The following is a 1,989-nucleotide window of genomic DNA, read 5'->3' on the forward strand; positions in this document are numbered from 1 at the left end:
CCCCCTCGACCTTGGTCATCGGCACACGGTCGTCTTCAAGCAGGCGCTCCAGGGTTCGCAGCCAGTAGTCGCGGGAAAATCCGTGGCGCATGTCCACCGGGTGCAGGCCCAGGCGAATGACCGGTGCCTGGCGCCAGCGCTGTTCACGCCGGTCGCTGATGACCTTGGACAAACCCCGACGCCAGGCGCTACGGGCGCTCCAGACCAGCCCCGGGGCGTCGATCGGGGCGAACTCCGGCAAGCGATAGAGGTGCTGGGTGTCGCTGGTATAACTCAACGGCAACTGGCGCAAGGCCTGGCGTGTGCCTTCGCTCATCAGCCAGGCCGGAGCGACGAAGCCTTCCAGTGGCCACTGGTAGCGCTGGAAGATCTCGATGCCGGCGCGAAGGCGGGCGAGGGCCGCTTCCTCGGACAGACCGTAGAACTCCCCTTCATGGGTGTAGACCCGGCGCATGAACCAGTCCTTGGGATGGAGCGCCGGCGGACCGTCATCATAGTGGTAATAGCCGTGCAGCACCAGTTCATCGCCGCGCTCGACCCGACTGTCGAGCATGCGCCGGAAACCGGGATGCTCGTCGAGCCTATTGGCGTGGTGGAAATCCGGCACCACCAGCCAGGTCATCGGCACCTGGCCGAGGGCGTCGACGGCTTCGACGAAGGGCTGGTAGTCGGGCCAGGTTTGCGGTGCGACATCATGCAGCACCAGCAGCAGGCTGGATTGAGCGTTCATCGACATGGGCCTCGATTCAACCATTGGCCAGCAGGGGCATCTCGGCGCCGAGCACGCTGTAATAGTGGCCCAACAGGCTATTGACCACCGAGTCCCAGGCGTAATGACGTTCTACATGCCGGCGTGCCTTTGCGCCGCGTTGCTGGCAGCCTTCGGCGAACAGTTGCCGCACGGCATTGGCCATCGCCTGTGGATTGTCCGGCGTGCACAGCAGGCCACAGTCCTCATGGACGATTTCATTGAAGGCGCCTGCCGCGACCGCTACCACCGGGATGCCGCTGGCCATGGCTTCGAGGATTACCAGGCCGAAGGTTTCCTGGTCGCCTGCGTGCAGCAGGGCGTCGGCGCTGGCCATCAGCCGGGCGACCTGCGGAGCCGGGCAGAATTCGTCGATCACCGTGACGTTATCCGGCACCACGGCAGGCATTGAAGAGCCCACCAGCAGCAGGTGGTAGCGCTCGCCCAGGCGTTTCATGCACTTGAGCAGCACCGGCAGGTTTTTTTCCTTGGAGCCGCGCCCGGCGAAAATCAGCAGGCGCGCGTCCTCGGCGATGCCCAGTTCGGCCCGCAGTTCGGGGTCGCGAGCGGCGGGATTGAAGGTCTGCAGGTCTACCCCCAACGGCTGCACGTAGACATTTTTGACCCCCAGCCCGGTGAGTTTGTCGGCCATGACCTGGCTTGGCGCCAGCACCCGGTCGAAGTTGCCATACAACTTGCTGACGTAGGCTTCGATATTGGGCGTGAACCAGCTGCCCATGCGGTTGCTTACCAACAGCGGCAGATCGGAGTGATAAAAGCCGATGACGGGCACGTCCAGCTGTCGCCGGGCATCCAGGGCTGCCCAGGCGGTGAGATAAGGATCGCCGACCTCGATCAGGTCGGGCTGCAAGTCGCGCAGGACATTACGCCAGGGGGCCAGGCGCAGCGGGAAGCGATAGCCCTTGCCGAAGGGCAGCGGAGGGGCCGGGACTTTGTAGATCCCATCCTGCTCGCTCAGATGCGCGCCGGGGATCAGAAGGCTATGGCGAATGCCCGGCCGATTGCCCAGGCGCCGGTGCTTGGCATCCAGATAAGTGCGTACACCTCCGCTGGCGGGGGCGTAGAACATGGTTATGTCCGCTATATGCACGATGAACATCCCTCCGGTCTGTGTTCTCCCCTTGTTGACCTTTAGTAAGAATAGATGTTCGGTTGGGGTTGGGTGCAGTAAAGGAATGTGTTGTCGGGCACTCTTCGCGAGCAGGCTCGCTCCCACAGGG

General features: G+C 63.6%; 2 protein-coding genes. Both read right to left on the minus strand.

All coding sequences use genetic code 11. The features are described 5' to 3' along the window. The coding region (gene gpgD, locus ACE04F_RS19730; protein WP_486109295.1) for an N-acetylglucosaminyl phosphatidylglycerol deacetylase at positions 1-736 on the minus strand (736 nt) is incomplete at its 3' end. A 10-nt stretch (positions 737-746) separates the two neighbouring features. Then, positions 747-1,868: an N-acetylglucosaminyl phosphatidylglycerol synthase gene (gpgS, locus tag ACE04F_RS19735; protein ID WP_486109297.1), complete on the minus strand. Its 1,122-nt coding sequence runs from the start codon at positions 1,866-1,868 to the stop codon at positions 747-749. Positions 1,869-1,989: the final 121 nt, after the last annotated feature.

Source organism: Pseudomonas sp. AGC41 (genome assembly GCF_057334555.1).

Bases quoted from the DNA above. Each gene is read 5' to 3' on its own strand.
- gpgS (WP_486109297.1), bottom strand. From the start codon at position 1,868: ATGTTCATCGTGCATATAGCGGACATAACCATGTTCTACGCCCCCGCC.